The 24,264-nt window shown below is 67.0% G+C and carries 18 protein-coding genes and 1 pseudogene; 5 read left to right on the top strand and 14 right to left on the bottom strand.

The window, feature by feature from the left end; translation table 11 throughout:
- Positions 1 to 41: 41 nt before the first annotated feature.
- Positions 42 to 1,871, top strand: a complete 1,830-nt coding sequence (locus tag L0C21_RS01365) for a DUF885 domain-containing protein (protein WP_259276671.1) — start codon at positions 42 to 44, stop codon at positions 1,869 to 1,871.
- 306 nt (positions 1,872 to 2,177) lie between these two features.
- Positions 2,178 to 3,953, top strand: coding sequence for an asparagine synthase-related protein (locus L0C21_RS01360; protein ID WP_259276670.1), 1,776 nt, complete (start codon positions 2,178 to 2,180; stop codon positions 3,951 to 3,953).
- Between the two features lie 194 nt (positions 3,954 to 4,147).
- Here L0C21_RS01360 and L0C21_RS01355 read toward each other — a convergent pair whose 3' ends face one another.
- From L0C21_RS01355 to L0C21_RS01335, 5 genes are all read right to left on the bottom strand, one after another.
- Positions 4,148 to 6,001: an asparagine synthetase B family protein gene (locus tag L0C21_RS01355; protein ID WP_259276669.1), complete on the bottom strand. Its 1,854-nt coding sequence runs from the start codon at positions 5,999 to 6,001 to the stop codon at positions 4,148 to 4,150.
- Positions 5,955 to 7,688: an asparagine synthetase B family protein gene (locus L0C21_RS01350; protein ID WP_259276668.1), complete on the bottom strand. Its 1,734-nt coding sequence runs from the start codon at positions 7,686 to 7,688 to the stop codon at positions 5,955 to 5,957. The genes L0C21_RS01355 and L0C21_RS01350 overlap by 47 nt, the downstream gene beginning before the upstream one ends.
- Before the next feature lie 254 nt (positions 7,689 to 7,942).
- Complete coding sequence (locus L0C21_RS01345; protein ID WP_259276667.1) at positions 7,943 to 9,688, bottom strand: asparagine synthase-related protein; 1,746 nt, start codon at positions 9,686 to 9,688, stop codon at positions 7,943 to 7,945.
- 42 nt (positions 9,689 to 9,730) lie between these two features.
- Positions 9,731 to 11,485, bottom strand: a complete 1,755-nt coding sequence (locus tag L0C21_RS01340) for an asparagine synthetase B family protein (protein WP_259276666.1) — start codon at positions 11,483 to 11,485, stop codon at positions 9,731 to 9,733.
- Positions 11,486 to 11,814: 329 nt separating this feature from the next.
- Positions 11,815 to 13,386, bottom strand: coding sequence for a lysine--tRNA ligase (locus L0C21_RS01335; protein WP_259276665.1), 1,572 nt, complete (start codon positions 13,384 to 13,386; stop codon positions 11,815 to 11,817).
- 55 nt (positions 13,387 to 13,441) lie between these two features.
- Here L0C21_RS01335 and L0C21_RS01330 point away from each other — a divergent pair.
- Together L0C21_RS01330 and L0C21_RS01325 are read left to right on the top strand one after the other, a co-directional pair.
- A pseudogene (locus L0C21_RS01330) lies at positions 13,442 to 16,268 on the top strand (ATP-dependent DNA helicase).
- Complete coding sequence (locus L0C21_RS01325) at positions 16,265 to 16,687, top strand: tellurite resistance TerB family protein (protein ID WP_259276664.1); 423 nt, start codon at positions 16,265 to 16,267, stop codon at positions 16,685 to 16,687. The pseudogene L0C21_RS01330 and the gene L0C21_RS01325 overlap by 4 nt, the downstream one beginning before the upstream one ends.
- Positions 16,688 to 16,941: 254 nt before the next feature.
- On the opposite strand, the gene L0C21_RS01320 is transcribed toward L0C21_RS01325, so the two are convergent.
- Positions 16,942 to 17,712, bottom strand: a complete 771-nt coding sequence (locus L0C21_RS01320) for an isocitrate lyase/PEP mutase family protein (protein WP_259276663.1) — start codon at positions 17,710 to 17,712, stop codon at positions 16,942 to 16,944.
- A gap of 7 nt (positions 17,713 to 17,719) precedes the next feature.
- Positions 17,720 to 18,781: a bifunctional transcriptional activator/DNA repair enzyme AdaA gene (locus L0C21_RS01315; protein ID WP_259276662.1), complete on the bottom strand. Its 1,062-nt coding sequence runs from the start codon at positions 18,779 to 18,781 to the stop codon at positions 17,720 to 17,722.
- A 171-nt stretch (positions 18,782 to 18,952) separates the two neighbouring features.
- Here L0C21_RS01315 and L0C21_RS01310 point away from each other — a divergent pair, with 171 nt between their 5' ends.
- Positions 18,953 to 19,486: a SixA phosphatase family protein gene (locus L0C21_RS01310; RefSeq protein WP_259276661.1), complete on the top strand. Its 534-nt coding sequence runs from the start codon at positions 18,953 to 18,955 to the stop codon at positions 19,484 to 19,486.
- Here the strand turns inward: L0C21_RS01310 and L0C21_RS01305 are convergent.
- From L0C21_RS01305 to sufC, 7 genes are all read right to left on the bottom strand, one after another.
- The gene (locus tag L0C21_RS01305) at positions 19,469 to 19,855 is read right to left on the bottom strand and encodes a hypothetical protein (protein ID WP_259276660.1); all 387 of its coding nucleotides are present in this window, start codon (positions 19,853 to 19,855) and stop codon (positions 19,469 to 19,471) included. The two genes, L0C21_RS01310 and L0C21_RS01305, sit on opposite strands and share 18 nt — an antisense overlap.
- 536 nt (positions 19,856 to 20,391) lie before the next feature.
- On the bottom strand, positions 20,392 to 20,550 hold the full coding sequence (locus tag L0C21_RS01300) for a DUF6726 family protein (protein ID WP_259276659.1): 159 nt from the start codon (positions 20,548 to 20,550) through the stop codon (positions 20,392 to 20,394).
- Complete coding sequence (locus L0C21_RS01295) at positions 20,528 to 20,917, bottom strand: HesB/IscA family protein (RefSeq protein WP_259276658.1); 390 nt, start codon at positions 20,915 to 20,917, stop codon at positions 20,528 to 20,530. The genes L0C21_RS01300 and L0C21_RS01295 overlap by 23 nt, the downstream gene beginning before the upstream one ends.
- Positions 20,917 to 21,357, bottom strand: coding sequence for an SUF system Fe-S cluster assembly protein (locus tag L0C21_RS01290; protein ID WP_259276657.1), 441 nt, complete (start codon positions 21,355 to 21,357; stop codon positions 20,917 to 20,919). The genes L0C21_RS01295 and L0C21_RS01290 overlap by 1 nt, the downstream gene beginning before the upstream one ends.
- A complete protein-coding gene (locus tag L0C21_RS01285; protein ID WP_259276656.1) occupies positions 21,354 to 22,550 on the bottom strand; it encodes an aminotransferase class V-fold PLP-dependent enzyme in 1,197 nt (398 codons plus the stop codon). Before L0C21_RS01285 ends, L0C21_RS01290 begins: the two co-directional genes overlap by 4 nt.
- Entirely contained in the window at positions 22,547 to 23,515 is a 969-nt protein-coding gene (gene sufD / locus L0C21_RS01280) for a Fe-S cluster assembly protein SufD (RefSeq protein WP_259276655.1), read from the bottom strand. Before sufD ends, L0C21_RS01285 begins: the two co-directional genes overlap by 4 nt.
- On the bottom strand, positions 23,512 to 24,252 hold the full coding sequence (sufC, locus tag L0C21_RS01275; protein WP_259276654.1) for a Fe-S cluster assembly ATPase SufC: 741 nt from the start codon (positions 24,250 to 24,252) through the stop codon (positions 23,512 to 23,514). The genes sufD and sufC overlap by 4 nt, the downstream gene beginning before the upstream one ends.
- Positions 24,253 to 24,264 lie beyond the last annotated feature (12 nt).

Raw genomic sequence — 24,264 nt, 5'->3', positions numbered from 1 at the left:
CTGATCCGGCGCTGCGCGTCGATACAAGGGGGTTCCTTAAGATGAGCAATTTGAAGACGTGGCTGCGCCTCAGCATGGCCGCCCTGCCGTTTGCCGTGCTGGCCGCCTGCGCCACCAAGCAGCCGCCGGAGCCGGTGGCCGTGGTCAAGCCGAGCGCCGATCAGCAGCTGGCCCAGCTGTTCAAGGACAGCGACGAGACCAACCTGCGCCTCAACCCGATCAACGCGCTGGCGCGCGGCGACATGCGCTATGCCGACCGGATCGGCGATTATCTGTCCGACGAATATGCCGCCGCGGTCTATCAGGCCAAGCAGCAGGATCTGGCGCGCCTCGCCACCATCGACCGTTCGGCGCTGAGCCCGGACAACGCCATCTACTACGATGTCTTCAAGTATGAGACGGAACTGGCGCTGCGCTTCGCCTCGAAGCCGCTGGAGACCATCCAGACCCAGCTGCCGATCGATCACTTCTACGGCATGCACACCTTCTTCCCGGACCTGTCCTCCGGCCAGTCCATCGCGCCGTACAAGACGGTGAAGGACTATGAGGACGGCCTCAAGCGCATGGACAACTTCGTGGTCGTGATGGACCGCGCCATCGTTCGCATGCGCGAGGGCATAAACGCCGGGCACGTGCAGCCGCAGGTGGTGGTGAACAACGTGATCGGCCAGCTCGACACCATCATCAAGCAGGGCGTTGAGAACAGCACCTACTACCTGCCGATCAAGAACATGCCGGCGGACTTCTCCGCCAGCGACAAGGCGCGGCTGACCCAGGCCTACCAGGACAAGATCGCCAACACGATCCTTCCGGTCTACCAGCGGCTGAAGACCTTCATGGAAACCGAGTACAAGCCGCACGCTCGCCGCGTGCCGGGCCTGCTCGGCATGAAGGATGGCCCGCTGCTCTATTCCGCGCTGGTTGAACAGCACACCACCACCAAGATGACGCCGAACGAGATCCACGAGATCGGCCTCAAGGAAGTGGCGCGCATCACCCGCGAGATGGAAGCCATCAAGAACCAGGTTGGCTTCAAGGGCACCCTGAAGCAGTTCTTCGAGCACCTGCGGACCGACCCGCAGTTCAAGTTCAAGAGCAAGGACGAGCTGCTGGCGGCCTACAATTCCATCCGCGCCCGCGTGGATGCGGGCATGCCGCGCCTGTTCAACCGGACCGTCAAGACGCCGTTCGAGATCCGCCCGGTTCCGGCCTTCATCGAGAAGAACCAGGCCGGCGCCTACTACATGTCGGGCAGCGCCGATGGCACGCGTCCGGGCGTGTTCTACGTGAACACCTATGACCTGCCGTCCCGCACCAAGCCGGGCATGGAAACCCTGTTCCTGCACGAGGCGGTGCCGGGCCATCACTACCAGATCAGCCTGGCGCAGGAGACGCCGACCATTCCGGACTTCCTGCGCTTCGGCGGCAACAACGCCTACACGGAAGGCTGGGGCCTCTACGCCGAATCGCTCGGCAAGGAGCTGGGCCTGCTGACCGACCCGTACCAGCAGTTCGGCCGTCTGGACGATGAGATGCTGCGCGCCATGCGCCTGGTGGTCGACACCGGCATCCACGCCAAGGGCTGGACCCGCGAGCAGGCGATCAAGTACATGCTCGACAACTCGGCCATGGGCGAAACCGACGCCACGGCGGAAGTGGAGCGCTACATCGCCATTCCGGGCCAGGCGCTTGCCTACAAGATCGGCCAGCTGACCATCCGCCGCCTGCGGACGGAAGCCGAGCAGCAGCTCGGTCCGAAGTTCGACGTGCGCGCTTTCCACGAGCAGGTGCTGGGCACCGGCGCCCTGCCGATGACCGTGCTGGAAGCCAAGATCCGCAACTGGATCGCGGTGCAGAAGGCCAGCGTCTAAGCAGGTTGCTTGCACTCTGCGGGAGGGGCCCCGTGCGCGGAGGCGCACAAACAAGAGGTCCCTCCTGCACCTCCCTTTGTTTTCGGGCCATTCGCTTGGCGGGCCGCGCCCCGCATGGGCGTTGCGCTGAACAGCAAGATCGGGTGCGCCCCTTTCAAACGAAGGGGGATTATAAGGGGGCCCGAGGCCCCCTTATCTCTTTTGTCTTGTTTGCCCTGCGAACGGGCTTGTGCCTCCAACTCTCTGGAATAACGCCCGCATCGCCCTAGACTGATGGGGAACTGGAACATCTGAGAGGGGGTGCGGATGCTGCTCACCGACCGCTGGCTGGCTTATCTCCCGCACGTGAACGGACCGAGCGGCGCGATCTCGCCCGATCTGGTCTCCGGCTTTACCGAGTTCGCCTTCGGCCCGGCGCGGCTGTGGGTGCTGCCGGGCAAGGGCGCGCGCCCGCACGCGGGCGGCCTCGTGCGGGTGATCGACACCGTGCCTGCCCGTCATGCCAGCGCCTCCGAGTGGCCGGACACTATCGGCTTTGACGACCTGCAGGACGCCTTGCAGGTGTTCACCGAAATCCGCGAGACCGCACCGGGCACGCTTTCCATCGCGGGGGACCTCATCAGCATCCGGCCTGTGTTCCTGCGCCGCCGGGCGGAGGGGTGGTGGCTCTCCAACCGCATTGAACTCATCCGTCAGGTGGCCCCGGCGGATGCGCCGGTGGACAGGCTGGCGGTGCTGGAGTTCCTGATCCTGCTCTCCCCCATGGGGCGGCGCACCATGGAGGGCGGCATCGAGCGCCTGTTCTGCGGCGACCGGGTGGAGTGGTCGGCGACCACCGGGCCGGTGCTCCATGCGGAGGGCATCAAGGTGCGGCTGGGGGACCCGAACCCGGATGCCCACCCGCATATGGTCGCCGCACAGGTGAAGGAGGCGATGTTCGATTCCATCCGGCGCAAGCTGGCCTGGCATGCCGGCCCGCCGGTCATTGCCCTCTCCGGCGGCTATGACTCGCGGCTGATGGCGGCGGCCACCCGCGCGATGGGGCATCGCTACCGCGCCTACACCTACGGCGAGCCGCACCACAGCGAGTTCTGGGCGGCGCGGCAGATCGCCGAACGGCTGGGGCTCGACCTTAGAACCGTGCCCTATCCGCACGACATGCTGCGCTCCCGCATGCCGCTTTATTTCGAGGTGCTGCAGGGGCAGATCGACCCCTATGTCATGCACATCGCCAACCTGCTGGCCATGCCGGAGACGGACGGCACCGCCGTCATGCACGGCTTCCTCGGCGATACCATGAGTGGCGCGTTCGTCTGCCGCGTCGCCCCGCAGTTCTTCCGCAGCAAGGATGCGCTGGCCGAAGGCATCATCCGCAGCTACGCCTTCCCCAACCAGCTGAAGGCGGCGGAGATGGCCGGGTTCGACAAGCCGTTCGAGCAGCTGTGCCAGTCGGCCTACGACAACCTGCCGGATGCGCCGCACCTGTTCCAGTCCGCCATGCTGTGGGCGTGCAGCAACCGCCAGCGCCGCTTCACCTCCACGCAGGCGGAAATCATCGGCTCCCGCTTCGCGCCCTTCTATCCCTTCCTCGACCGGGCCTACATGGAACTGTGGATGCACCAGCCGCTGATGGCGCAGGTGGACCGCACCCTGTTCTACACCGTGTTCAAGGCCCACTTCCCGGAAGTCGCCACCATTCCGCACCCCTCCAGCGTGTTCGCCATCAAGCCCGCGCTGAAGGACATCCTGCGGAAGTTCGCCCGCGACCGGGGGCTGGACGCCAAGGAGAAGCTCTACAAGTCGCTGGGCCGCGAACTGCCGCACCCGGATATCATGCGAATCTCCTACGGCGGCGAGACGGACGAAATCCGCCGCAGCATGGCGGCAGAAGTAGAAGCGGCCGCGCCCGCGCTCCGGTCACGCTTCGGCATCGACGTGCCGCAGAACCTCATGCAGTTCTGCTTCCCCACCCGCGACCTCCAGTACGACGGCCTGCACATCCTCCGCCGCTTCTGGACGCTCGCCCGCTACGTGCGCTGGGCGGAGGATGCGCCGGAAGCACGCCTCGCCTCCGCCGCCTGAGGGGCGGGATTGTTCTCGTTCGGGGTTTGATTGCAGGGGGAACAAGTTCCCCCTGCAATCCCCTATTCATTTTTCGGGCCGCGTCCTTCCTCCAGAGAGTGCGCCGGTGCGACCGGGTGCGGCCCGAAACGAAAGGGAGTGCAGAGGGTCCGAGACCCTCTGCAAAAATCAACCTCGATCAACGACAGGAACCTTCACCCTCCTGACGGGGCGGCTTGCGGCGCGAGCTGCGAGGGGGCGGCGTCTTCCTCCAGCCGCACTTCGCGGCGTCCGGCGGCGAGGGCGCGTTGCAGGTGGTCGGCATAGGCGCCCAGCGTCAGCAGCAGGCGGGCGGGCTGTGTGGTGCGGCCGCGCCGGTCGGGCAGGCCGCTGGCGAAGTCCGGCTTCAGGTGGATGCCCAGCTGCTGTTGCAGGGCGGGGCGGAACTGCTCCAGCCGCTCGAACAGCTGGCGCTGGTGCCAGCGGGAGGTGAGGTTCGGGCCGTCGTAGATGTAGGTGCTGCGCCCAATGGCGCGCATGGCCTCGTTCAGGCGGCGGGTGCCGAGCAGGCGTTCGGCCACCTTGTAGCACTGCCGCCCGGTCCACTCGAAGGCGCGGGCGGGCTGGGTCTGGGAGATCATGTGCTCCAGCGCCTCTGGGTGGGGCACGCGGGCGAGCGTTGGGTGGCGCTCGGCGAACCAGCGCTTGAACCAAATGCGGTCCCGCTGTCCTTCCAGCGGCACACGGGCCCAGAAGGTCACGTAGTCCCGGTCGTAGTAGGGCAACAGCAGGTCGGCCCACGGCTGGGTGGCGAGCAGCACGCCCGCCGTGTAGCGCCGCACGTGGTCTTCCCACGCCCAGCGCCAGAAGGCGGGGATGCAGGGGCTGTCGTCGCCCAGCTCGGCGCGAACGCTGGCTTCCATGGCATCGTGATCGAAGGGAATGCCGATCACGCGGGCGAGGTCCGGCGCGGTCGGGAAATAGTAGCGCACGATGGCGTGGGACAGGGCATCGAGCGAGATGTCGTCGCCGCCTTTCAGCCGGGCGGCGAAGGAGCCGGCGATCAGGTCGCCCGCAAAGCCCTGCACCATTCGCACCGGCGGCAGGTGGAAGTCCTCGATGGCGGCGGCCTGGCCCAGCGACAGGTCCGAGCAGCCCTCGAACCAGCCGGTCAGCCGGTTGAGGTGGCCGAGGATGATGTCGTCCCGGTAGGGAGCCGCGCGGTGTGGCAGGCCGAGCAGGCGGGCGATCTCGGCGGCGGCGCGCGCCTCGCGCGTGTGGCCCGCGCCGAAGGTGAGCGACAGCGGCTTCAGCCCGCGCGCTACCACCTGTGCCGCCAGCAGGCGCGAGTCGTAGCCGCCCGAAAGGGAGAGGGCCAGCGGCTCCGGCTTGTTGCCAAGGGTGTGGTCCATCAGCCGCCCGATTTCGCCGTCCATCCGGGCGCAGAAGGCGTCCCAGCGCATCTTCGGCTCGGGCTCGGGCAGCTGCCAGCGCCGCTCGCGGGTGATGGTGAGCCCTGCGTCCGCCGTCCAGCGGTAGACCGCGCCGCTCTTCAACCGCTTCACCCGCTGGTGCAGGGTGCGGTCTTCCCACACGGCGCGGCCGATGAACAGGAACTGCAGGGCCAGCGGGTCGATGGGCTGGGCCAGCGCGGGCTCGCAGAGGAGAATGTCGGTGATGGTAGAGGCGAACAGCCAGCCGTCCGCCGTCTCCGCCCAGTAAACCGGCTTCAGCCCTACGGCATCCGATTGCAGGGTGAGCTGGCGCCCGTCCCAGCCGAGCAGGGTGAAGATCTGGGCGTGCTCCTCCGCCCAGCGCGCATCGATGGGGCCCGAGGCTGCCGGCAGGTGCGGCAGGCGCAGGGGGTAGGCGTCCAGCACCGTTTGCGGCGCGGCGGTCTCGGCGGGCCGGGGCGAGGGGCCGGGCCCGACGCCCAGGCGCAGCGGGCCCCAGTTCACGGCGGTCAGCCCCGCGCGGCCGGCGGTTTCCTGCCAGCGGCGCAGCGATGCCGGATCGGCCGGGCTACCCGGCCTGGGCAGCCAGAGCAGGAAGCGGCTGGTCGCGATCATCCGGGGCCTCCAGAAGGGTTGTGTGCAGGCGGTTCTCATGCACCCAGCGCGTGGTGCGCCAGTGGAACAGCAGCTTGCCGTTGGTGGCGCGCAATGCCTCGTCGGTTTCCATGCGGCGCACCACGTCCATGTCGAGCAGGTCGTCCTCCTCGCGGTAGAGAGCGGGGCTGTTCATGAAGCACGAGGGGGCGAAGGCGGCCTCATTGGCAATGCCCACCATGCGGGCGAGGCGCGGACGCCGGGCCAGCGCCCGCCAGCCTTTCTGTTGCAGGGCGTAGGTCTGGTAGGTGTGCCAGGGCGCATCGGCCCGGTGCAGGTCGCCGCCCGAAGAGAAGGGCACCCGCGTCAACTCGGGCGAGAGGGTGCGGAACACGTCTATGTAATACTGGTAGTCCCGCCGCCGCGCGAAGGGGATGGTGGCAGCCAGCTCCCACAGGGCGCGCGAGGACCCCACCAGCAGCGGCGTCACATGGTTCACGTAGACCTTGGTGGGGTTGACGCCGGTGCGGTTCCGCATCCGGTTCTCGACGATCCACTGCCAGCGGCCGTGGGGCGAATCCGGGAAGAGGGTCTTGGTGCGCTCGAACTCCGCCTGGAAGGCGTCGCGCATGTCCTGCAACACCTTCGGCTTGAAGATGCGGATGGGCGCGCCGCCGGTCAGGAAGCGCTCGTGGCGGAAGGGCACCAGCGCGCCGTCCGCCGTTTGCAGCGGGCCGCGCAGCGCGAGCGGCGGAATGAGGCCGTCCCACACCGCCTTGCGGCCTTCCAGCACCGCCGAAAGCTGGGCGATGAACATGTAGAGGTTGGGCGTGCCGCCATCGATGGCGTGGATGTAGTCAAGGTACGCGCCCGAGGAGAAGAACTGCCGGTCCGGGTGGTCGTATTCGATGGGCGTGTCGGTCAGCCGCGCCGTGATGGCGGCCAGCCGCCCGTCCAGATCCGCGTCCTCGTCGTAGTGGCTGAGGATGAGGGCGCGGCGGTTCTCCGCCTTCAGCCGGTGGAGGAGGCCGAGGATGAGGCGGCTGTCGAACCCGCCCGAGAGCAGCAGCACGCTTTCGTCCGCCAGCGCCTGATAGGCGGCGGTGTTGGCCTCCAGCGTTGCAACGATATCGGCGGTCGCGGGCTCCTTCGGCTTTTCGTCCGGCATCTGCCAGTAGCGGGTGGCCTCCACCTTCGCCGGTGCGCCGGGCATGCCGGGGGTGATGGTGAGCGCGGTCGCCGGGCGCAGCCGCTCCGCATGGTGGGCGAGGGTGGAGCCGCCGATGGTCTGGCCGAAGGCGATGAAGCCGCCCCAGCCCGCCGCATCCGGCACGTAAGGGAAGGGCTTGGTCTCGTTGGCGGCCATCCAGCCGTCCGGCGTCTCGCCGTAATAGAACGGCTGGAGGCCGAGGAAATCGATGGTGGCGTAGAGGCGGCCGTCCTCGGCGGACCAGCCGACGGCGGAGAACACGCCGTCCAGCCCCCGGCCCAGCGTGAGCAGATCGCGCGCCGCGCGCAGCTTCACCGTCCGTCCCTCGGCCAGCGGCAGGCCGCTCCAGGCGATGATGTCCCCGTTCTCCAGCCGCATCAGCCCCGGCCCGGTGCCGGTTTTCGCCAGAATGCCGGTGTGCTTCGAGGGCGCGTGGATGACGCCGATTTCCCCGCCGGGGAAGGCGGCGGTGTCGATGGTCCAGCCGCCGGGGTTCATCCTCTCGAGAAGGGGGGCGAACCGGCTTCGGGCCCAAACGAACGGCAAGTTTCTGCATGTCACTCTCAGGCTGATCTTTTTGACAGGCAGGCGCCCGCAGGGGAACGCCAGTCTTGGCCATAACGCGCAACCGCAACCATGGAGGGGTACACGCCCGTACCTTTCTCCGCCATGAAGGGTATTGCCCTTACGGCCAAGGGCAAGCCCAGTTGTCGCTAAAATCGCGAAGCGGCGGTCACGGTTCCGGTTGAGGCTCAGCCGGGCAGCAGCGTCGCGTGCAGCCGGTTCTCGTGCACCCAGCGCGCCGCCCGCCAGTGGAACAGCAGCTTGCCGCACTCAAAGCGCAGCGGCTCCTCGGTCTCGGCGCGGCGCACGAAATCCATGTCCAGGAGGTCGTCTTCCTCCCGGAAGATGACCGGATGGCGGGTGAAGCGGGACGGGATGAACCCGAACTTGCGATGGATGCCGCAGGCGCGGGCGAGCAGCGGCCGCTTGTTGACGGCCCGCCAGGTCTTGAGGCCAAGCTCATAGGCCTTGTAGGTGGCCCAGTCCGTGTCCGCCCGGTGGAGCGAGCCGCCGGTGGAATAGAAGGGGATCTGCGCCATCTCCGGCGCGAGAGCGCGAAAGACGTCGATGTAATAGTCGTAATGCTTGCGCCGTTCGTAGCCGATGGGCGCGATCAGCTCCCACAGCTGGCGGGAGGAGCCAACCATCAGCGGCGTCGCGTGGTTGGGGTAGACCTTGGTGGGGTTGATGCCCGAGCGGTTCCGCACCCGCTGCTCGATCACCCACTGCCAGACCCCGTGGGGCGTTTGCGGATAGAGCGCCTTGGTGCGCTCGAACTCGGCTTCGAAGCCATCGAGCATGGCTTTTTGCACCGCCGGCTTGAAAATCTTGATGGAAGTGCGGTTGATGTGCACCCGCTCGCGCCGCATGGTCTCGAAGCCGCCGTCGCCCGACTGCATGGGCGCGCGCAGCGCCACCGCCGGAATCAGCCCTTCCCAGATCGAGCCGTGGCCGTTCAGCGTGGGGGCCAGCTGGGCGATGAACAGGTGCAGGTTGGGCGTCGCCCCGTCGATGGCCCACACGTAGTCGAGGTATTCCTTGGTGGAATAGAACTCCCGGTTCTGGGTGTAATATTCGCACGGCGTGTTGCTGCGCTTGGCCACGCGGGCGGCCAGCCGGCCGTCCATGTCCGCGTCCTGGTCGTGGTGGCTGAGGATGAAGGCGCGCCGCTCCTCCACCCCCATGCGGTGCAGCAGGCTGAGGATGAGGCGGCTGTCGAACCCGCCCGAGAGCAGGCACACGTTCGGCCCCGCCAGCGCCTGATAGGCGGCGGTGTTGGCCTTGAGCGCGGCGACGGTTGCCTCTGGCGGCGGCTCCTGCCCCTCGTCCGGCATCTCCCAGTAGCGGGAGGTTTTGATGCGCGGCGGCGCGCCTCGCGCGTCCGGCGGCGTTACGGTGAGAATGGTTGCCGGGCGCAGCCGCTCGGCGCGCGTCGTCAGGGTGACGTTGCCGATGGTGTGGCCGAAGGCGAGGAACGCGCCCCACCCGGCCGGGTCCGGGTCGTAGGGGAAGGGCTTGATCTCGGTCGCCGCCGCCCAGTCTCCCGAATGGTCGCCCACGTAGACCGGCTGGAGGCCGAGAAAGTCGGTGACGATGTAAAGCCGCCCGTCTTCCTGCGACCAGCCGATGGCGGCGAACACGCCGTCCAGCCGGGCGGCCAGTTCGGGCAGCACGTTGGCCGCCACCCGCGGCACCGTCTTGCCTTCGGCGAGCGGCAAGCCGCTCCAGGCGATGATGTCGCCGTTCTCCAGCCGCCAGAGGCCGGGGCCTGCGCCCGTATTGGCCAGCGCCGACGATCGCTCGCCCGGCGCGTGGACGACGCCGATCTCCCCGCCCGGAAAGGCGGCGATATCGATAACCCAGTCGCCGGGGTTCATCCGCTCCAGCATCGGGCGGACGGAGTCAGTGCCAAAACGAACCGCGAGTTTCTGCATGTGCCCCTCACGCCGGTGCTTATGACCTTGGCTGCCCGGACATCAGGCCCGGGCTTCGCCAAGCGTTGAATAAAGTCGGTCCTCGTGTACCCAGCGGGTGGTGCGCCAGTGGAACAGGAACTTGCCGATAACCTTGCGAAGCTGGTCGTCGGTTTCGGCGCGGCGCACCACGTCCATGTCCAGGTAATCGTCCTCTTCCTTGTAGATGGCCGGGTGCCGCACGAAGCGCGACGGCGCGAAGCCGAAATGCTGGCCAAGGCCAAGGCGGCGGGCGAGGCCGGGATAGCAGGCCAGCGCCTTCCATCCGTCCTGCATCAGCTTGCAGGCGGCAAAGCTGTACCATGGCGCATCACCCCGGTGCAGCACGCCGCCTGAATAGAAGGGCACGCGCGCCAGCTCGGGCGCGATGATGCGGTAGACTTCCAGATACAGGCTGCGCTCCCGCCGGCGGCCGTAGGGCGCGGGCGCGGTAATGCTGAACAGCCGTCGCGAGGCGCCCAGATTCAGCGGCGTCACCCGGTTGGCGAAGGCCTTGGTGGGGTTGACGCTCACCCGGTGGCGGATGCGGTTTTCCAGGATCCACTGCCACATGCCGTGGGGCGTATCGGGGTAGAGCGTCCGGGTGCGGTCGAACTCCGCATGGAAGGCGTCCAGAAAATCCTTCCTCACCTGGGGCTTCAGGAACTGGATGGTCTCAGGGATCGCCCGGCATTTCTCGCGCAGGAAGCCATCGAACGTGCCGTCCTCCGTGCGGTGGATGGTCTTGAACGCCATGGCCGGCACCAGACCCTCCCAGATGGCGTCGATGCCCTTAAGGGCCGAGATCATCTGGGCCATGAAGATGTAAAGGGTGGGCGTTGCCCCATCGATCGACCACAGATAATCGAGGTAGGTCCGGCTGGAGAAATAGTCCCGGTCCGGCTGGAAGTAGGTGACGGGCGTTTGGGTTCTGCGGGCGATGGTGGCGGCGATCTTGCCGTCCAGGTCCGCGTCCTCGTCATAGTGGCTGAGGATCAGCGCCTGCCGCCGCTCCACCCCCAGTTTGGTCAGGATGCTGAGGATGAGGCGGCTGTCGAACCCGCCCGAGAGCAGGCACACGCTTCGCCCCACCAGCGCCTGATAGGAGGCGGCGCTGTCCAGCAGCGCCTCGGCCGCCTCCTCGGCGGAGGCATCCTTGTCGCCTTCCTGCGGCATGTCCCAGTGGCGGGTGGTCTCGACCTTCGGCGGCGTGCCCGGCTTCTCCGGCGGCGTGACGGCGAGCACGCTTGCCGGGCGCAGGCGCCTGGCGTGGCGCGTCTGGGTGGCATCGCCGATGGCGTGGCCGAGGATGAGGTAATAGCCGCCCCAGCCAACGGGATCGGGGTCGTAGGGGAAGACCTTGGTTTCGCTGGCGGCCAGCCAGTCGCCCGCGTCGTCGCCCACATAGAGCGGCTGGAGGCCGAGAAAATCCGTAATCACATACAGCCGCCCTTCGGCGGCCGACCAGCCGATGGCGGCGAAGATGCCGTCCAGCTCGGGCGCAAGGCCGGGCAGGCCGTTCGCCTGCGTAAGCGGCACCCGCTGGTTGCGGGCGATGGGCAGGCCGGCCCAGGCGATGATATCGCCGTTGGGAAAGCGCAGGAGGCCGGGGCCGACGCCGGTTCTGGACAGCGCCGCCGTCTTGCTGGCGGGCGCGTGGATGACGCCGATCTCCCCGCCGGGGAAGGCGGCGGTGTCGATGGTCCAACCGCCGGGGTTCATCTTTTCGAGAAGCGGGCGAACGGGCTTCGACCCCAGGCGAACGGCAAGTTTCTGCATGATGCTCTCAGGCTGGTCTGCGTGAGCCGGAAACGCCCTTCCGAAACGCCGGGCGTCAAAGGAAACCGCAACGGCAACAACGGATAAGCGAGCGCCGGCGAGGCTTCGCTTTTCCGCAGGAGCAAACGCCTATGGCGCCGAAAATATCCCTGAGGGTTGGTGCGGATGTGAAAAAAGCCGGGAGTGTATCAATTGCAAAAAGGCGGAGGAGGCGGGGTTGCGCTTCCTCTTCAGTCCGGCAAGAAAAAAGGGCCGTGCCCGGCATCCCGCGCACGGCCCTGGAGATGAATGAGCGCAAGGGGACCAGGCCCTTGCAGCCCCTCTATAAATCAGGCGCCGATCGCCTCCGCGATCAGGCGGCGGGTCTCCTCCCGGCCGTAAAGCGCGATGAACGAGCCCATGCGCGGGCCCTGCGACTGGCCGAGCAGGCACTCGTAAAGCGCCTTGAACCAGTCCCGCAGGTTCTCAAAGCCATGGGCCTTGCCGGTTTCGTAGACTTCCGTCTGGAAGGCCTCTGCTCCGGCGTCGTCCGGCAGCGCTTCCAGCCGCTGCATCAGGTCGGCCATCGCAGCCTTCTCCTGCTCGGTCGGCGCGCGCACCTGCAAGGTGGGGGCCACGCGGTCGCGGTAGTAGGCGAGCGCATAGCCCACCAAGCGGTCCAGCTCCGGGTGGCTCGTAGGCGTTGCGCCCGGCGCATAGCGGGAGATGAAGCCCCACAGCACCGCGCGGTCGTCCGTGTTGGCGGCGGCCACCAGGTTCAAGAGCAGCGCGAACGAGACCGGCAGGTCGATCTCCGGCACATTCCCGGTGTGGATGTGGAAGGCCGGGTTGCCCAGCTTCTCCGCGTCCGTCTGCTTCGGGAAGGCCGAGACGAACGCGTAATATTCGTCCACCGCCTTCGGGATCACGTCGAAGTAGAGGCGCTTGGCCTTGCGCGGGGCCTGATACATGTAGAGCGCAAGGCTCTCCGGGCTGGCGTAGGTCAGCCACTCCTCGATCGTCAGGCCGTTGCCCTTCGACTTGGAGATCTTCTCGCCCTTCTCGTCGAGGAACAGCTCGTAGTTGAAGCCTTCCGGCGGCTTGGCACCCAGCGCCCGGGCGATCTTGCCGGAAAGGGTAACGCTATCGATCAGGTCCTTGCCCGCCATTTCATAATCGACGCCGAGCGCGACCCAGCGCATCGCCCAGTCCGCCTTCCATTGCAGTTTGCAGTGGCCGCCGGTGACAGGGACGGTCATGCGCTCCCCGTCGTTGGGGTCGATGTAGGTGACGGTGCCGGCCTCGACGTCCCGCTCCACCATCGGCACTTGCAGCACGATGCCGGTCTTCGGGCACACGGGCAGGAACGGCGAGTAGGTCTTGCGGCGATCGGGCCCAAGGGTGGGCAGGATAATGTCCATCACCTTGTCGTAGTTCGCCAGCATCTTCAGCAGCGTGGCGTCGAACCGGCCGGACTTGTAGCACTCCGTGGCCGACAGGAACTCATACTTGAAGCCGAACGCGTCCAGAAACGCGCGCAGGCGAGCGTTGTTGTGCTCGCCGAAGCTCGGGTGGGTGCCGAACGGGTCCGGCACCTGCGTCAGCGGCTTGCCGAGCGCGGGCGCCAGCATCTCCTTGTTCGGCACGTTGTCCGGCACTTTCCGCAGGCCGTCCATGTCGTCCGAGAAGCAGATCAGCTTCACCGGCAGGTCGGAGAGCAGGGAGAAGGCGTGCATCACCATGGTGGTGCGGGCCACCTCGCCGAAGGTGCCGATGTGCGGCAGGCCGGAGGGGCCATAGCCGGTCTCGAACAGCACATAGCCCTTCTCGGGCGGCGCGGACGCGTAACGCTCCACCAGTTTTCGGGCCTCCTCGAACACCCAGGCCTTGTTTACTTGCGCTGCGTCTTTCAGAGCGTCCATCTTATCAATCCGGTGGTTGTGGTGAGCACGAGAGACGGTCATTAGTGTTCCTGCCATGACCGATCAACCCGCACATACCGGAAATGCGCTGCTCTTGCGCCATCCAACGCTTGTCGCCGCCCACGTCGGCATCTGGATGGCGGAGGGGGACGGCCAGCCGCAGTCGCTGACACGCGGGCAGGCGATCCGCCTTGCCGCCGATACGCCGGTCATTCTGCTGAACGCCCCGCTCACCGCCTCGCGGCTGGGCTATCCCTCGCTTTCGGGGCTGGATCTCTTGGAGCTGTTCGCCTTCGTGCGTCCGGCCCAGTTCTGCGTGCCGACCGCGCGCGGCATGGCCCGCGCGCTGGGGCTGGACGCCCCGGTGACGCCGGAGGAGGAGGCCCTGTTTCTGCGTGTGGCGGCCGAAAAGCTGCTCTCGGAAATGGAAGAGCCCAACTGGCGCTACAAGGTGGGAGCCTATGGCTCGGCGCAGGCGCTGCTGCGCCTCAAGTGGCCGTGGGCAACGCTGGTCGCGCAGCGCCTGCCGTCGCCCCGCCATGCGGACCGGCCGCTGTTCCTGGCGCTGCCCGAATGGGAGGAGTCGCCCCCGCCGATGAAGCCCCGCGATGTGCGGCTGGGTGAGGAGGACGTGCAGGCCCGCCTCGCGCATCTCGTGGGCGGCGGCGCGGGAGGAGCGGCCCCAGCAGCGGGACTATGCGGAGGCCGCCAGCTTCGCCTTTCGCCCGCGCGAAATGCAGGCCGCCCCCAACGTGGCGCTGGTGGAAGCGGGCACCGGCACGGGCAAGACGCTGGGCTATCTCGCGCCCGCCAGCCTGTGGGCGGAGAAGTCCGGTGGCAGCGTGTGGGTTTCCACCTTCACCAAGGCGCTGCAACGCCAACTGGATTCCGAGCTTTCCCGCCTCTACCCGGACCCCGCCGAGCGCGCCCGCAAAACGGTCGTGCGAAAGGGGCGCGAGAATTACCTGTGCCTTTTGAACCTTGAGGACGCGGTGCAAGGGGCGTTCACCGGCCGCGCCGCGATCCTTGCCCACCTCACCATGCGCTGGGCCCGCTACACGCGGGACGGGGACATGATCGGCGGCGATTTCCCCGGCTGGCTGACGCCCTTATTCGGCACCAACCGCATCGCGGCGCTGACCGACCGGCGCGGCGAGTGCGTGTTCGCGGGCTGCCCGCATTACCGCCGCTGCTTCATCGAGCGGGCGACGCGCAAGACCCAAGGCGCGGATATCGTCATCGCCAACCATGCGCTGGTGATGGTGAACGCCGCGCGGGGAAAATCGGAGAACGAGCGCCTCTCCCGCATCGTGTTTGACGAAGGCCACCACCTGTTCGACGCGGCGGATTCCACCTTTGCGGCCCACCTCACCGGCACGGAAGGACTGGAGCTGCGCCGCTGGCTGCTGGGCCCCGAGAAGTCCCGCGCCCGTGGCCGCCGCCGGGGGCTGGAGGCGCGCCTTTCCGAACTGGTGCTGCACGACGAGGAAAGCGCCCGGCTGCTCACCGCCATTCTCGACACGCTGAAGGACCTGCCCGCCGAGAACTGGCTGCAACGCTTGCAGGAAGGCGAGCCCTCGGGCCCCATTGAAAAGCTGCTGGCGGCGGTGCGCCAGCAGATCCTCGCCCGCGCCGACGCGCAGGACGCAGGCTACGGCGTCGAGACGGAAATCGCGCACCTGCACCCGGCCGTGGTGGAAGCGGGCGTCGAGGCGCAGGCAGCGCTGGATGCCCTCGCCACGCCCATGGGCAAGCTGGAACAGCGGCTGCTGGAACTGGTGGAGGAGCGGCCCGAGTGGCTGGACACCGCGCTTCGCACCCGCATTGAAGGGGCCGCCAACGGCCTGCGGCTCAGGCGCCAGACCATCATGGCGTGGATCGGCCTGCTCGCCCGGCTTGGCGGCGCGGCGGACCCGGAGTTCGTCGACTGGATGGCGCTCGACCGCGTTGAGGGACGCGAGTTTGATGTAGGCCTCCACCGCCACTGGCTCGATCCCACCAAGCCCTTCTCGGGGCTGGTGCTGGAGCCCGCCCACGGCGTCGTCGTCACCTCGGCGACCTTGCGCGATAAAGGCGCGGCAATGGAGACGGACTGGCGCATCGCCGAGCAGCGCACCGGCGCGCAGCACCTGCCCCTGCCGCCCAAGCGCTTCTCCACCCCCTCGCCGTTCAACTATGCGGATGCGGCGCGGGTCTTCATCGTCACCGACGTGAAGCGCGGCGATATCGGCCAGCTGGCCGGGGCCTACAAGGCGCTTATCCAGGCAGCGGGCGGCGGCGTGCTCGGGCTGTTCACGGCGATTGCGCGCCTGAAAGCCGTGCACGCCCGCATCGCAGCCCCCTTGGCCGAGCGCGGCCTGCCGCTCCTCGCCCAGCACGTGGACCCCATCGATACCGGCACGCTCGTTGACATGTTCCGGGCCGATCCGGTCGCTTCGCTCCTTGGCACCGATGCCCTGCGCGACGGCGTCGATGTGCCCGGCCACAGCTTGCGGCTGGTGGCGCTGGAGGGCGTGCCCTGGCCGCGTCCCACCATCCTGCACGCGGCACGAAGAGCGGCCTTCGGCGGCTCGGCCTACGACGACCTCGTCACCCGCGCCCGGCTGGCGCAGGCGTTCGGGCGGCTCATCCGCCGGGCGACGGACCGGGGCGTGTTCGTGCTCTTGGGCGCGGCGGTGCCCTCGCGGCTCCTCTCCGCCTTTCCGGCCGATGTTCAGGTGCGCCGCTGCACGCTCCTTGAGGCGGTGGAGGAATCCTACAAATTCCTCAGTGGCAAGGCTCAGCATGGCGGGCCCGATGATCGACTGCCCGAGCGCTTGCCTGAGCCCGAGGCGGGCCTTACCATGCCGCTCGCAACGGATACCGGGGAGCAGATACCATGACCGGCCAGCCGGTTTCGGTTCATACGGCGCTTGTCTACCTGATGATTGTCATTGCCGGATCGAACGGCCGCATGGGCACGTCCGAGATGCAGGCCATCGGCCGCCTGGTCAAGGAGTGGCCGGTGTTCGAGAACTTCAATGTGGAGCTGCTCATTCCGCTGAGCCGGGATTGCGGCACCATCCTCAACACCGATGATGGGCTGGATACGGTGCTGGGTCTCGTGCAGACCGCCATCCCCGAGGAGCTGAGCGAGACGGCCTATTGCCTGGCCTGCGAGGTGGCCGCCGCTGATGGCGATGTGGATGCCGACGAACGGCAAATTCTGGATACCATCCGCGCCCGGCTCGGGCTGGAGCGGTTGGCCGCCGCCGCGATCGAACGGGCAACCGCCGCGCGCCTCAAGCGCCTGCCGTCCTAGGTGGTTTCTGTTTTGCAGGAGGGGCTTACCCCTCTTGGCAGCCTCCCTTTTGTTTATCGGGCCGTGTCTTTTTCTGCGGCCGGGAGGCAGGCGGATGGTCTGTAAAGGGCACGGCCCCTTGAAACACACAGGAAGCCTCAGGCTTCTTATTCCCGTTCGATTCTACCGGGCGCACCCGGTCATGCAGGGCGCGGCCCTATTAAAACGAAAGGGGGTTCCAAGGGGGTTATAGACCCCCTTGGGATACAAACTGCTCAGGCGTCCAGCGCGGCGCGGGCGGCGTCTTCCAGCGCCTTCATGGCCAGCCGGTAGGGGCCTGGTCCGTGGCTGATGCGGGCGACGCCCAGTGCGGCGAGGCGGGCGGCGGGCGGCGCGGCCTTGCTCGCCATGATGTTGACCGGCAGCGGGGATTTCTCGACCAGCAGGGCGATGAGTTTTTCATTGGAAAGCATGGGCACGAACAGGCCGTCTGCGCCTACATCGGCATAGGCGCGGCCGCGCTCGAGGGCGGCGTTCACCATGGTCTCGTCGTGCTGTTCGGGCTTGGCCTGAAAGAACACGTCCGTGCGGGCGTTAAGGAAGGCGGGAATGCCAAGGGCATCCGCCGCGCTGCGGGCCGCCCTCAACCGCGCCACCTGATCGGCGGTCGCCCGCAGGGAGCCGTTTTCGGGGAAACTGTCCTCGATGTTGAAGCCGATGGCCCCGGCCTGCACTGCGCGGGATGCCGAGCCTCCCACGGCTTCGGGGGTTGCGCCGTAGCCGCTTTCCATATCGAGCGTGACGGGCAGGTCGGTCGTTGCCACGATGCGCTCCAGATTGGCGAGGCCCAGGTCGAAGGGCATCTTCTCGCCATCGCTGAAGCCGTGCGCGGCGGCGACCGAGGCGCTGCCCGTTGCCAGCGCGCGGGCGCCGCTGGCGGCCACGGCGCGGGCGCTGCCCGCATCCCACACGTTAAAGAGAATCACGGGCTGGCCGGGCACATGGAGGGAGCGGAAGGCTTCGGCCTTATGAAACTGGTCGGGCATGTTTTCCTCACTGGTTGGAAATGGCGGCGGCGATCCGGCGCTCGTGTTCGAGCAGCCATTGCTTGCGCCAGAGTTTTCCGCCGTAGCCGGTAAGCGAGCCGTCGGCCCCGATCACCCGGTGGCAGGGAATGAGTATGGCGATCTGGTTGGCGCCGTTGGCCCGCGCCACCGCGCGGGGGGCTTCCGGCCGGCCGATCATCTGGGCGACCTGCCCATAGCTGCGGGTCTCGCCCACCGGAATTTGGCGCAGCATATCCCACACGCCCGCCTCGAACGGAGTGCCTTGGTGCGCCAGCGGCACGGTGAAGCCGGCGGCCTGGCCGGAGAAGTAGCGCTCCACCTCTTTGCTGAGGTGTTCCAGCACATCGTTATGGCCGAAGCAGATCGGCCCCACGCGTTCCCGCAGCCGGGCGATCTCGCCGGGCAGGGCCTTGCGCTCCGCGAATTCGAGGAGATGCAATCCGGCGCTGTCCACGATCGCCAGCATGGCGCCGATGGGCGTGTCCAGCCACTGGGCGGTGAGCAGGGGTTTGGCGGCGCTGCGGACGGGGGCTTCGCCCACCAGCCGGGTGATTGCCTCGCGGAAGCCGCTGCCGGATTCGTACCCAGCGTCCAGCTGAGCCTCGATCACCGAGCCGCCCTGCCGCAAGGTGTTGACCGCCGCGCCCAGGCGCTGGGAGCGGGCATACTGGCTGAAAGTCATGCCGAACTCGCGCTGGAAGGCGCGGCGCACGGTGGAGGGGGCGTAGCCCAGCGCTTTTAGGTCTGTGGCGGTCCAGCGCCGGTCCGGCTCAAGGCGGACCTTCTCCCGCAGCGTCTCCAACGCGCCGCTCACCGGGCGCTTCGCATCGAGCGGCTTGCAGCGCAGGCAGGGGCGGAAGCCCGCGCGGTGAGCCGCTTCCCGGCTGGGGAAGAATACGACATTGCCGCGCTTCGGCTTGCGGGCCGGGCAGGTGAGGCGGCAGAACACGCCGGTGGTCTTCACGCCCACGTAGGCGAAGCCCTCGTAGGCGGGGTCGCGGGCGATCAGGGCAGCAAAAAGCGCATCATCGTCGTTGGGCAGTAGCATGGACCGCTTATACGCCAGGGGCCGTGGCCGTGTCGCCGAAAACGAGGCGTTGATTTTTCTTTTCGGCTCCCGGTCGGTTCGCAATGCTGTCGCGCCCCATCAAGCCTTGGGCTTGCCCGTTCGTTGGGGTTATAAGGACACGTCCGAGTGTTTTAAGGTTAAGGGCCGCTTGTGAAATCGTTGACGTTGCTCCGCCACGCCAAGGCGGGTTGGAACAACCCCTCTCAACGCGATTTCGACCGGCCGCTGGACGAGCGGGGTCGTCGCGCTGCGCCGCGCATGGGCTTTTACCTGCGAACCGAAGGGCTGGCGTTCGACCGGGTGCTAGTCTCCCCTTCCGTCCGCACGCTGGAGACCCTCGCGCTGGTGGAGGAAGGCTACGGCGCGAAGCTGGCCGAGATCGAGGACGAGCGCGTCTATCTCGCCTCCAGCGACACCCTCCTCGACCTCATCCATGACCTGCCGGATGAATGGGGCAGCATCCTCATTGTCGGCCATAACCCCGGCTTCGAGGATCTGGGAATGCTGCTGGCCGGGCAGGGCCCGGCGCGGCTCATGGCCCTGCTCGCCGCCTTCCTGCCGACCGCTGGCGTTGTCAGCCTCGCCTTCGACGTGGACCATTGGGCCGATATCCGCCCCGGCGAGGGCATGCTCGTCCGCTTCACCCGCCCGGTCGATCTCGACCGGTCACTCGATGGGGACTGATCCCGCGGTCTCGCCGCCGCCGTTGCCTTGCGCCATCCGCGCTGGCTCCAGCCCGAAATACGCATCGATCCGCTGCTTGATGTCGGACCAATGCGCGTTGCAGGCTCCTGATGCCAGAATCCTGCCTGGATCCAGTCTACCGGTGTCAAGAACAAGAAAGCGAAGCCCGCTCTGGTTCATCAACACGTCGCTGGCTGTATCGGACGCGATATGGTGCAGCACTCCGCCGAGATAATAGCCCGTTTCAGGGTTTTCCTTGAATATGTCGTTCATTTCGAACGCCGGCGTCTGGGTCTTATGGGCAGCAGCGATGATGTACCGGGCAATGTCGGTTCCGTGCGCTGCGAGCTGTGGGGGTGAAAGCTCCATGCGATTGACTGCCTTTCCGTCAATGCACGTCCGGTACTTGCGGGGCGGTTGAAGCTTCCCGCACGGACGTCCGGGGGGATTGCTGGTGGCGCGTGAGTAAGATGCGAATGATTCTAAGAAATTTAAACTAAGAAATGGCGAATATATTCGATTAGAGTAATCGTTTTCTTAATGGCTGCGCCGTCGCCGCGCTGGCGTACAGGCGCCCGCCAAATTCCCGCAAAACAGGAAATCAACGCCAAGGGGGTTTAAACGCTTGTAGAGAGGTTTTTGCCTATTACGGCTAGGGTGGTAGCGGGCAGGCCTGGAATCGCGCTGTAAAGTGCCTCTACGGGGCTTCTAGGGGCATTGCCAGGCTGGGTCCCGCCTTGTTTGGCGGAGGCGCGGGAAGAGGCTTTGGAAATCGCGCTCCGATGAATCGAAGGGGCGCAGCGGAAGGTTTTTTGTTTGTGCGCCTCAGCGAACGGGGGCTCTGCTAACGAAAACAAAGAAAAGCGCCCCGGAGGGCGCTTCCTGAAACAGTTTTAAATTTGGCCTCAGTCCACCACGTCGGCGGCGGTTTCAACGGTGCCGGCCACAACTTTCACCGGCACGGTGACAACCTTGGTGAGGGCGCAGCCGGAAAGCACCGCGACAAGGCTCGCAGCCAGCGCGGCGCGGGCGAGGGTGGTGTTAAATATGGAAGCTTTCGCCACAGCCGCAGCGCCCTTTCTCATTCGGGTTCCGGAAGGTGAACCCGGCAGTGAACATGTCTTCCTGCCAGTCCATCTCCGACCCGATGAGGTATAGCAGCGACATGGTGTCAATATAAAGGCGGCCGCCCGGCGTCTCGACGACTTCATCCATCGGGTTGGGCGCGTCCACGTACTCCACCTTGTAGGAGAGGCCCGAGCAGCCCTTTTGCGGCGTGGTCAGGCGCAGTCCGGCGGCGGGCTTGTCGCTCTTGGCCAGCAGTTCGCGGATGCGCTCGGCGGCCTTCTCGGTCACTGTCAGCGGCGCGGGGCGCGGGGCGCGCTTGCGCGGCTCTACCGTTGGGGTCAGGTTCGGGGTTCCGTCCGTCATTACAGCATCCCCAGTTCCAGTTTGGCCTCGTCAGACATTTTCTGCGGGTCCCATGGCGGGTCCCACACGAGGTTCACCTCGACCGAGCCCACGCCCGGCACCGCGCCGACGCGGGTTTCCACCTCGCCCGGCATGGATTCGGCCACTGGGCAGTGGGGCGTGGTGAGCGTCATGGTGATGACCACATGGCCTTCGACGATCTCCAGCCCGTAGATGAGGCCGAGGTCGTAGATATTCACCGGAATTTCCGGATCGTAGATGTTCTTCAGCGCGTCCAGCACCTGGTCATAGAGGCTGCCGCCCGGCTCCTCCGGGGAGACGGCGGGCTTTTCCTCCTTGAGGAAGCTCTCGATAAAATCCACGGGGCGGGGCCGCTCCGGCGGGGGCGGGGCCTCGCTGATTTCCTCGACGTTGAACGCTTTTGGTTCTTCCCCGGTCATCGGAAGATCCTCACTACCTTTTCCATGCCCGCGGCCAGACGGTCGACGTCCGCCGGGGTGTTGTAGATGCCGAAGCTGACGCGGGCGGTCGCGCCCACGTTCAGCCGCTCCATGAGCGGCTGGGCGCAGTGGTGCCCGGCCCGGATGTTGATTCCCGCCTCATCCAATATGGTGCCGATGTCGTGGGGATGAACCCCCTCCATCACGAACGAGACGATGCCGGTGTCGTGCCCCGGCCCCAGCACCTTCACCGAATTGAAGCGCGAAAGCGCCTCGCGCGCCTGCCGGGTGAGGGCGGCCTCGTGCGCCTGAATGTCGGGCAGGCCGACTTCCGTCACGTAGTCGATGGCCGTCTTCAGCCCCAGCGCGCCGACGATGTGCGGCGTGCCCGCCTCGAACCGCTGGGGGGCGGGCAGGTAGGTGGAGCGGGCGAAGGTGACCGTCTCGATCATCGCGCCGCCGCCGTGGTAGGGGCGCATGGAATTCAAGAGGTCCAGCCTGCCCCACAGCACGCCGATGCCGGTGGGCCCATAGAGCTTGTGGCCGGAGAAGACGTAGAAATCCGCGCCGAGGTCCTGCACGTCGACGATGGTGCGGGGCGCGGCCTGGCAGCCGTCCACCAGCACCTTGGCGTCCACCGCCTTCGCCATCGCGGCGATGCGCTTCACGTCCACCTGCGTGCCGAGCACGTTGGAGATGTGGGTGACGGCCACCAGCTTCGTCTTGGGGCCGATCACCTTTTCGGCGGCTTCGTAGTCCAGATCGCCGGTTTCGGTCATCGGGATCACGCGCAAGCCGAAGCCTGCGATCTCGGAGGCCAGCTGCCAGGGCACGATGTTGGAGTGGTGTTCCAGCTCGGTCAGCACCACCTCGTCGCCTTCGCCAAGGTTCGCGGCGGCCCAGCTGTGGGCGACGAGGTTGATGCCCTCGGTCGCGCCGCGCACGAACACCACTTCCGATGAGGAGTTGGCATTGATGAAGCGGGCGACGGTGGCGCGGGCTTCCTCGTAGCTTTCCGTCATGGTCTGGCTGCGGCGGTAAACGCCGCGATGCACCGTGGCGTAATCCTGCCCGTAGGCGCGGGTGATGGCATCGATCACCGGCTTCGGCTTCTGGGCCGTGGCGGCGGTGTCAAGATAGACCAGGTCCGGCTCGCCCAGCAGCACCGGGAAATCGGAGCGGTAGTTCTTCATGCGACCGCCCCTTCGCTGATCCCCTCGCTCGCGCCGCCCCGCACCATGGCGTGCAGGCGGTCCGTGGCGGCGGCGCTGAAGGCCTCGCGCAGCGTCTCGTCCTCGATCGGCTCGATGGCGTCGGCAACGAAGGCTTCCGTCAGCAGCGCCTTGGCCTCGGCGGGGTCGACGCCGCGGGTGGCGAGGTAAAACAGCGCCTGTTTGTCCAGCTCGCCGATGGTGGCGCCGTGGGCGCACTTCACGTCGTTGGCGTAGATCTCCAGCTCCGGCTTGGCGTTGGCCGTGGCCGTGCGGTTGAGCAGCAGCGCCTTGGAGGACTGCTCGGCGTCGATCCGCTGCGAGCCTTCCGAAATCACGATCTTGCCGAGGTACGTGACGGTCGCCTTGTCCGCCGCCACCGAGCGCACCGTCTGGCGGCTGGTGGCGTCGGGCGCGATGTGGTGGAAGCGGGTGACGAGTTCGATGGTCCGGCTGCCCGCCGAGAGCAGCACGCCGCTGAGGTCGACCTTTGCTCCCTCGTGAATTCGGATATCCAGCTCCACCCGGCCGAGATGGCCGCCGGTGTTGAGGATGTGCACGCGGTAGATCGCATTCCTGGCCACTTCCACGTCGTAATGGGCGGTGGTCAGCGCCGCATCGTCGCGCATCTGGCCGATGTGGTGGGAGAGCGCCGCGCCTTCGCCCACGTGGATGGTGGTTTGCGGGTTCAGCCAGCCGCCGCCCTTGAAGCTTTCCTCGAGCGTCGCCGTGGCGCCGCGCGCAACGGCGATGGAGCGGCTCACGTCCGCCCGGCCTTCGCGGATTTCGAGCGGCAGGGCGAGGCTTTCGCCGTCCTGCAACGACAGGGCTTCGGAGGCCGGCGCATCCGTAGCGTCCGGCAGCATCATGGCGGCTTCCAGCGCTTTCAGGTCGCTGTAGCGCCAGGCTTCGTCGCGCTTGGTGGGAAGGGTGAAGGGCGCGCTCATGCCGCCACCGTCGCGTAGCCTTCGCGCTCCAGCTCCAGCGCGAGGGACTTGTCGCCCGATTTCACGATGCGCCCACCCGCCAGCACGTGCACGTAATCGGGCACCACGTAGTCGAGCAGGCGCTGGTAGTGGGTGATGAGGAGAATTGCCCGGTCCGGCCCGCGCACGGCGTTGATGCCCTGGGCCACCACCTTCAGCGCGTCGATGTCGAGGCCGGAGTCCGTCTCGTCCAGAATGGCGAGCTTCGGGGACAGCACCGCCATCTGCACCATTTCGTTGCGCTTCTTCTCACCGCCGGAGAAGCCCACGTTCACCGCGCGCTTCAGCATCTCGGGGTCCAGCCCCAGGTCTTTCGCCTTCTCGCGGATGAGGCGCAGGAATTCGGCGGCGGAAATCTCCTCCTCGCCCCGCAGCTTGCGCTGGCTGTTGAGCGCCGTGCGAAGAAAGGTGAGGTTGGAGACGCCCGGAATTTCCACCGGATATTGCAGGCCGAGAAACAGCCCGGCCGCCGCGCGCTCGTGCGGCTCCAGCGCCAGCAGGTCCTGCCCGGCGAAGTCCACCTCGCCGCCCGTCACTTCATAGCCCTCGCGGCCCGCCAGCGTGTAGCCCAGCGTCGACTTGCCCGCGCCGTTCGGCCCCATGATGGCGTGAACCTCGCCCGGCTTGATGGAGAGGTTGAGGCCCTTCAGGATTTCCTTGCCGTCCACCGTGGCGTGCAGGTTTTTGATCTCAAGCATCGGTATACTTCC

Source organism: Pedomonas mirosovicensis, from assembly GCF_022569295.1.
GTDB lineage: Bacteria > Pseudomonadota > Alphaproteobacteria > Sphingomonadales > Sphingomonadaceae > Pedomonas > Pedomonas mirosovicensis.
This window is presented reverse-complemented; position numbering and strand designations above follow the sequence as displayed.

Bases quoted from the DNA above. Each gene is read 5' to 3' on its own strand.
- L0C21_RS01365 (WP_259276671.1), top strand. From the start codon at position 42: ATGAGCAATTTGAAGACGTGGCTGCGCCTCAGCATGGCCGCCCTGCCG.
- L0C21_RS01360 (WP_259276670.1), top strand. From the start codon at position 2,178: ATGCTGCTCACCGACCGCTGGCTGGCTTATCTCCCGCACGTGAACGGA.
- L0C21_RS01355 (WP_259276669.1), bottom strand. From the start codon at position 6,001: ATGATCGCGACCAGCCGCTTCCTGCTCTGGCTGCCCAGGCCGGGTAGC.
- L0C21_RS01350 (WP_259276668.1), bottom strand. From the start codon at position 7,688: ATGAACCCCGGCGGCTGGACCATCGACACCGCCGCCTTCCCCGGCGGG.
- L0C21_RS01345 (WP_259276667.1), bottom strand. From the start codon at position 9,688: ATGCAGAAACTCGCGGTTCGTTTTGGCACTGACTCCGTCCGCCCGATG.
- L0C21_RS01340 (WP_259276666.1), bottom strand. From the start codon at position 11,485: ATGCAGAAACTTGCCGTTCGCCTGGGGTCGAAGCCCGTTCGCCCGCTT.
- L0C21_RS01335 (WP_259276665.1), bottom strand. From the start codon at position 13,386: ATGGACGCTCTGAAAGACGCAGCGCAAGTAAACAAGGCCTGGGTGTTC.
- L0C21_RS01325 (WP_259276664.1), top strand. From the start codon at position 16,265: ATGACCGGCCAGCCGGTTTCGGTTCATACGGCGCTTGTCTACCTGATG.
- L0C21_RS01320 (WP_259276663.1), bottom strand. From the start codon at position 17,712: ATGCCCGACCAGTTTCATAAGGCCGAAGCCTTCCGCTCCCTCCATGTG.
- L0C21_RS01315 (WP_259276662.1), bottom strand. From the start codon at position 18,781: ATGCTACTGCCCAACGACGATGATGCGCTTTTTGCTGCCCTGATCGCC.
- L0C21_RS01305 (WP_259276660.1), bottom strand. From the start codon at position 19,855: ATGGAGCTTTCACCCCCACAGCTCGCAGCGCACGGAACCGACATTGCC.
- L0C21_RS01295 (WP_259276658.1), bottom strand. From the start codon at position 20,917: ATGACGGACGGAACCCCGAACCTGACCCCAACGGTAGAGCCGCGCAAG.
- L0C21_RS01290 (WP_259276657.1), bottom strand. From the start codon at position 21,357: ATGACCGGGGAAGAACCAAAAGCGTTCAACGTCGAGGAAATCAGCGAG.
- L0C21_RS01285 (WP_259276656.1), bottom strand. From the start codon at position 22,550: ATGAAGAACTACCGCTCCGATTTCCCGGTGCTGCTGGGCGAGCCGGAC.
- sufD (WP_259276655.1), bottom strand. From the start codon at position 23,515: ATGAGCGCGCCCTTCACCCTTCCCACCAAGCGCGACGAAGCCTGGCGC.
- sufC (WP_259276654.1), bottom strand. From the start codon at position 24,252: ATGCTTGAGATCAAAAACCTGCACGCCACGGTGGACGGCAAGGAAATC.